Consider the following 6,229-nt stretch of genomic DNA (forward strand, 5'->3'; position numbering starts at 1 on the left):
ACGCCCAGGATGATCGGCGCGTTCCACGGCGCGATGCCCAGCACCACGCCGGCCGGCTGGCGCACGCCCATGGCCAGCGAGCCGGGCACGTCGGACGGAATCACCTCGCCGCTGATCTGCGTGGTGAGTGATGCCGCCTCGCGCAGCATGCCGGCGGCCAGCATCACGTTGAAGCCGGCCCACATCGCGGTGCCGCCCGTCTCGGCGGGCACGGCTTCGCAGAACTTCGGCGTCTTGGCCTCCAGCGCATCGGCGGCCTTGAGCAGCAGCGCGCGGCGCTCGCCGGGGCCGGTCTGGCTCCAGGTCTTGAAGGCTTCGGCGGCGGCTTCCACCGCGGCCACGGCATCGGCCTCGCTCGCCGCCGGCGCGCGCGTGGCGACCGAGCCATCCAGCGGGTTGCGGCGCTCGAAGGTGGCGCCCTTCTCGGCCGAGACGGCCAGGCCGTTGATCAGCATCGACAGGTCGGACATGGTGTGCTCCTTGTGTGCAGCTTGGGATGCGGTGGTGCCAGAGCCCTGGCCCAGGTAGGCGTGACAGATGACGGTAGAGCGCGCAAGCAGGAAGGCCGGCCCGCTGGCCACGAGCTTGCCGCGCTCGAGCACGTAGCCGCGGTCGGCCACGGCGAGCGCCTTGCGCACGTTCTGCTCGACCATCAGCACGGTGGTGCCCGCGTCGGCGATGCGCCGCGCGATGGCCAGCAGCTCGTCGACCATCTTCGGCGCGAGGCCGAGCGAGGGCTCGTCGAGCATCAGGAGGCGCGGCGCGCTCATCATCGCGCGGGCGACAGCCACCATCTGCTGCTCGCCGCCGCTCATCGTGCCGGCGAGCTGGTGGGCGCGTTCGCGCAGCTTGGGGAAATCGGTGAAGGCCTGCTCAAGCCGCTTCGCCCGCTCCTCGGGGCCGACCAGCCAGCCGCCGAGCTCGAGGTTCTCGGCCACCGTCATCTGCGGGAACAGCTGGCGGCCTTCGGCGACCAGCGCGATGCCGCGCTTGACGATGTCGGAGGTCTTGGCGTCGCGCTCGATCTCCTCGTCGTCGAGCTTGAGTGTGCCGCCGCGCGGGATGAGGCCCGCGATGGCCTTCAGCAGCGTGGTCTTGCCGGCGCCGTTGGGTCCGAGGATCACCGTCAGGCCCGGGCGCGCCTCGAGCTTCAGGTCGCGCAGCACGAGGAAGGGGCCGTAGCCGGCGCTCAGGCCCTCGATCTTGAGGTGCGCGAGCTTGCGGGCGAGCATCGCCTCGATGTCGTTCTTCATGCCGTCTCGACCATTTCGTCGCCGAGGTAGGCCTCGACCACCTCCGCATTGCGCACCACCTCGGCTGGCGTGCCGTCGGCGATCTTGCGGCCCTGGTGCAGCACCAGCACGCGCTCCACGTGGCGAAGCAGCGTGGTCACGGCATGCTCGATCCAGATCACGGTGAGGTCCAGATCGTCGCGCAGGCGACGGATCAGCTGCGCCATGTTCTCGATCTCGCTCTCGGTCAGGCCGGCGGCCACCTCGTCGAGCAGCAACAGCTTCGGCCGCGTGGCCAGCGCCATGCCGATCTCCAGCAGGCGCTGCTGGCTGGGCGTGATGGCGGCGGCGGGCAGGCTCGCCTGCGCGGCCAGACCGATGAGGTTGAGGATGCTCGCCTCGTCCTTGAGCAGCCAGGAGCCGCTGCGCTGCCGGCCGGCGAACTGCAGGCCGAAATCGATGTTGGCCGCGACGCTGAGTTCGGCGAAGACGCGCGGCGTCTGGAAAGTGCGCGCGACGCCCTGCTGGGCGAATCGGTGCGGCTTGGCGCCGGTCAGCCGCGAGCCGCCGGCGTAGAGCTCGCCCGCGGTCGGCTCCACCACGCCCGAGAGTGCGTTGAAGAAGGTGGTCTTGCCCGCACCGTTGGGCCCGATGATGCCGACCAGCTCGCCCGGCGCGAAGGCGGCGCTGACGTTGTCGACGGCGGTCAGGCCGCCGAAGCGCACCGTCACGCCACGGGCTTCGAGAAGCGGATGGCCGTTCATGTCGCCGCCGCCTTCTTGCTCTTGTCGGCGCGCAGCTCGCGCCACCAGCCGCGCACGTCGTCACGCCACATCGTGAAGGTCTCTCGCCGCAGCGAGGCCAGGCCGCCGGGCAGGTAGAGCACCGAGAGGATCAGCAGCAGCCCCAACGTCATCATGTACAGCTGCGGCAGCTGCAGGCGCAGCGTCTCGGCCAGCAGGCTGAAGACGATCGCTGCGATCAGCGGGCCCCACAAGGTGGCGGCGCCGCCGATCAGCGCGATCAGCACGGTCTGGAAGCCGATGAAGGGGTTGAAGACGGTGGCCGGGTCGATGTAGGTCCAGCGCACGCTCATCGCCGCGCCCACCGCGCCGGCAAAGGCTGCCGTCATCGCGAAGCCGCCGATCTTGACCAGGCGCGTGTTCACGCCCAGCGTCTGCGCCCGCTGCTCGTCGGCGCCGATGCCCTGCATCGCCAGCCCGAAGCGGCTGCGCCGCACGAGGATCGAGACGAGGATCGCCAGCACCGCGAGCGCCAGCACGGTGAGATAGATCGTGTCGCGCTCGGGCACCACCACGAGCACCCGGCCCACGGTGCCGGTGACCTGCTTCTCCCAGTAGGTGATGGCGTGGCGGATCAGCTCGGTCATGCCGAAGGTGAGCACCGCGAAGTAGGTGCCGCGCAAGTGCAGCACCGCTGCACCCATCACCACCGCCACGGCGGCGGCGATGGCGGCGCCCAGCGCGATCGCCGCCCACCAGCCTTGCGATTCGAGCAGCAGCGCGCTGGTATAGGCGCCGATGCCGAAGAAAGCCGAGGTGGCCAGCGACAGGTAGCGCGTGGTGCCGCAGAACAGGCTCCAGCTCGACGACAGCGCCACGTACATCAGGCAGGTGAGCGCCATCGAGATGGCGAACTCGCTGCCGTAATGCGGCACCGCCAGCGCCCAGCCGGCCAGCGCGAAGAGGACGAGCAGATCGCGCCGGGTGTTCATTTGCGGGCAAACAGGCCGTTGGGCCGCCACAGCAGCACGGCGATGAAGATGCCGTACGACAGCAGCGACTTGAGCGAGGGGTTGGTGAAGTGCATGCCGATCGCCTCGGCCACGCCGAGCGCGAGGCCGCCGACCAGCGCGCCGCTCATGCTGCCGAAGCCGCCGAGCGTGATGACGATCAGCGCCGTCACCGTGTAGGGTTCGCCCATGCTCGGCGAGATGGTGTAGGTCATCGACAGCAGGCAGCCGGCCACGCCCGACAGGCCCAGGCCCACGCCGAACATCATCGGGTGCAGCCGCTCGGTGTCGATGCCGACCAGCTGCGCACCGGTGGGCGACTGCATCAGCGCGCGCACGCCCTTGCCGTACAGCGTCTTCTTCAGCGTCACGATCAGCGCCGCGCTGAAAGCCAGCGCCAGCGCCAGCAACAGCAGCTTGTTGGCAGCGAACTGCGCCGAGCCGATGGCCACCGGCTCGGTGAGGAAGTCGTAGCCGCGCAGGTCGCCGCCCCAGGCCATCTGCGCGAAGTTCTGCACCAGGAACATCAGGCCGAAGCTGACCATCAGGCCGCGCGCCTCGAAGATGTCGAGGTTGGGGCTGGTGCGGGTCAGGCGCCGGAACACCAGGCGGTGCACACCGAGGCCGACCGCCATCAGCAGCGCGAAGGCGATCGGGATCATCAGCAGCGGCGAGATGCCGAGCTGCGTGCTGGCCATCCAGGTGAGGAAGGCCCCGACCATCAGGAACTCGCCGTGCGCGATGTTCAGGATGCGCATCAGGCCGTACTGGAGGTTGAGGCCCAGCGCGACGAGCGCATACACGCCTCCGGTGATCAGACCGGAGGCGATCAGCTCGAGCCAGGCGCCGGCAGTCACGGGCGATGCAGCCTCAGACCCACGCGGGCTTCTGCGCCACCAGCGGCGCGGTGGCATTGGCCTTGGGCCACACCACCTCGAACTCGCCCTTCTGCCACTGGCTGACCGTGCCCGGCGTGCCCACGTTCTCGCTGCCGGCGAACTTGATCTTGCCGAGGATGGTGCCGTGCTCGTTGCCCGCCACGTAGTCGCGGATCGCCTTGCGGTCCAGGCCGACCTTGCCCACCGCCGCGGTGAGGATCTCCAGCGAAGCCCAGGTGGCGCCGCTGGCCCAGCGGTCCGGCTCCTTGGCCGCACCGAACTTCTTCACGTGGGCATCGAAGTAGGCCTTGGCGCCCGGGCTGGTCTTGCCGTTCCACGAGCCCATGCCCAGAACGCCCTCGGCGCCTGCGCCCATCACGTTGCGGTAGAGCTGGAAGGCCGTGCCCACGCTCGCGTAGAAGAACTTCGGGTTGAAGCCGATCTCCTTGCTCTGGCGACTGGCCAGGATGGTGTCGGGCGGGTAGGTCAGGCCGATGAAGGCATCGGGGTTCTTGTCCTTCATCGAGCGCAGCACCGGCGACAGGTCCTTCACGCCCAGCGGGTAGCTCTTGTCCTCGACGAGGCTGATGCCGCTGCCGGCCAGCGCCACCTTCAGCGCGGCGTAGTTCTCCAGCCCGAACAGGTCGTCGACGTAGATCACCGCTGCACTCTTGGCGCCGTTGGCCTTGAGCATGTCGACCAGCGCATCCATCATCGGCTTGGGCTGCTGCAGCATCAGGAAGAAGTACGGCAGCTTCATCTCGATCAGCCGCCGGCTCAGCGCGGTCGGCGCGAGGAAGGGGTAGCCCATGCGGTTGGCCAGCGGCGCGACGGCGAAGTTGGCGTTGCTGCCCCAGGGCGGCAGGATCAGGTCGACCTTGTCGCTGCCCATCAGCTTCTCGTAGGTGCGCACGCAGGTCTCGATGTTGCTCTGGTCGTCGCTGCTGATCAGCTCGATCGGCCGCTTCGTTCCCTTGACGTTCAGGCCGCCGGCGGCGTTCTGCTGCTCGGCCCACAGCAGGTAGTTGGGCTCCTGGCTCACCTGCGCGCCGGTGGTCCAGGGGCCGGTGCGGGCGATGGCATAGCCGATGCGCACCGGCGCGGCCTGGGCGCGCACGATCGACGGGAAGGCCAGCGCGGCGGACGAGGCGGCGAGCGCCTGGACGACGGTACGGCGGGTGCTCATGGTCTGTCTCCTTGGGTGGAAGCCCCGGCTCGCGTCGGCCGGTGGACGGGTCTGACGGGAGCGGATTGTTCGGGGACGCAGCCGGCGCGGCTTTGCCGAACGTGCAGCCGCGCTTGACGATCCGTGCAGGCGGCCTAGGGCTTTCCCGATCCCCCGTCCCCAAGGCTTGAGGGGTCAATGCCGCGTCGCTACGCTCGCGCATCCACCGGAGTCCGTCATGACCCATCCCGTCGTCAGCGCGATGAGCACCGAGCAGGTCGCGGCCGCCGAGCGGCCGGGCTTCTGGGCCGACTGGATCCACAAGCTCTTCCACGGCCTCGACTCAGACCTGTACGGCGACACCGAATTCGACGGCCGCATGGCCACCGTGCGCGCCGGCGACATCGTGCTGACGCGTCTGGAAGCCAACCGCCACCGCGTGATGCGCTCGGCCTCGCTGGTGCGGCAGTCGGAGGTCGGCTACCTGAAGATCGTCGCGCCCTGGGTGGGCTGCGCCGGCGTCGAGCAGAAGGGCCGCGAGGCCTGGGTGACGCCCGACCAGTGGAGCATCTACGACACCACCGACAGCTACGCGGTGGCCAACCCGGTGCGCGTGGAGCACCTGATCGTGATGGTGCCGAAGGATCGCCTGGTGGAGCGCGGCCTCGCGCTCGACCCGCTGATGGCGCGCCGCCTCGGCGGCAGCGGCGGCGTCGCGCGCATCGCGCTGGAGACCATGCGCAACGCCTACCGCGAGCTGCCCGGCATGTCGGAGACCGCCGCGCGCGGCGTGGGCGACGCCATCACGCAGCTGGTGCACCTTTCGATGCTGGATCTGGCCGGCATCGGCACCGCGGTGACGCAGCGCGAGGCGCTGCGCGAGCGCATCAAGCAGCACGTGGGCGAGCGCCTCGGCGACCCGGCGCTCAGCGTCGACAGCATCGCGCTGGCGCTGAACTGCAGCCGCCGCCAGCTCTACAACGCCTTCGCCGAAGAGCCCGACGGCGTGGCCGGCTACATCCTGCGCCGGCGGCTGGAGGGCTGCCGCCGCTGCTTCGACGACCGCGCGCAGGCGCACCGCTCGATCACCGACATCGCCTTCGCCTTCGGCTTCTCCAACATGGCGCACTTCAGCCGCGTGTTCCGCGCGCACCTGGGGCTGCCGCCGAGCGACTACCGGCGCGGCGCGGCGGCCTGAGCG

General features: G+C 69.8%; 6 protein-coding genes and 1 pseudogene. 1 reads left to right on the plus strand and 6 read right to left on the minus strand.

The window, feature by feature from the left end:
- The 6 genes and pseudogenes from AB7U92_RS19825 to AB7U92_RS19850 all read right to left on the minus strand — a co-directional run.
- A partial coding sequence (locus tag AB7U92_RS19825) for an aldehyde dehydrogenase family protein (protein ID WP_428580980.1) occupies positions 1-470 on the minus strand: 470 nt, incomplete at its 3' end.
- A 321-nt stretch (positions 471-791) separates the two neighbouring features.
- A pseudogene (locus AB7U92_RS19830) lies at positions 792-1,253 on the minus strand (ATP-binding cassette domain-containing protein); the annotation flags it as partial.
- Positions 1,250-1,996, minus strand: coding sequence for an ABC transporter ATP-binding protein (locus AB7U92_RS19835; protein ID WP_428580965.1), 747 nt, complete (start codon positions 1,994-1,996; stop codon positions 1,250-1,252). The pseudogene AB7U92_RS19830 and the gene AB7U92_RS19835, both read right to left, overlap by 4 nt.
- Entirely contained in the window at positions 1,993-2,967 is a 975-nt protein-coding gene (locus AB7U92_RS19840; protein WP_428580968.1) for a branched-chain amino acid ABC transporter permease, read from the minus strand. Before AB7U92_RS19840 ends, AB7U92_RS19835 begins: the two co-directional genes overlap by 4 nt.
- Positions 2,964-3,842 (minus strand): branched-chain amino acid ABC transporter permease, encoded by an 879-nt coding sequence (locus AB7U92_RS19845; RefSeq protein ID WP_428580971.1) that lies wholly within the window; start codon positions 3,840-3,842, stop codon positions 2,964-2,966. Before AB7U92_RS19845 ends, AB7U92_RS19840 begins: the two co-directional genes overlap by 4 nt.
- Before the next feature lie 13 nt (positions 3,843-3,855).
- On the minus strand, positions 3,856-5,049 hold the full coding sequence (locus AB7U92_RS19850) for an amino acid ABC transporter substrate-binding protein (RefSeq protein WP_428580974.1): 1,194 nt from the start codon (positions 5,047-5,049) through the stop codon (positions 3,856-3,858).
- Between the two features lie 217 nt (positions 5,050-5,266).
- Between AB7U92_RS19850 and AB7U92_RS19855 the strand changes: the two genes are divergently transcribed.
- Positions 5,267-6,226 carry a helix-turn-helix domain-containing protein gene (locus tag AB7U92_RS19855; protein ID WP_428580977.1) on the plus strand — a complete coding sequence of 320 codons (960 nt, stop codon included), beginning with the start codon at positions 5,267-5,269 and terminating at the stop codon, positions 6,224-6,226.
- Positions 6,227-6,229 lie beyond the last annotated feature (3 nt).

Source organism: Piscinibacter sp., from assembly GCF_050175855.1.
Lineage (GTDB): Bacteria > Pseudomonadota > Gammaproteobacteria > Burkholderiales > Burkholderiaceae_C > Piscinibacter.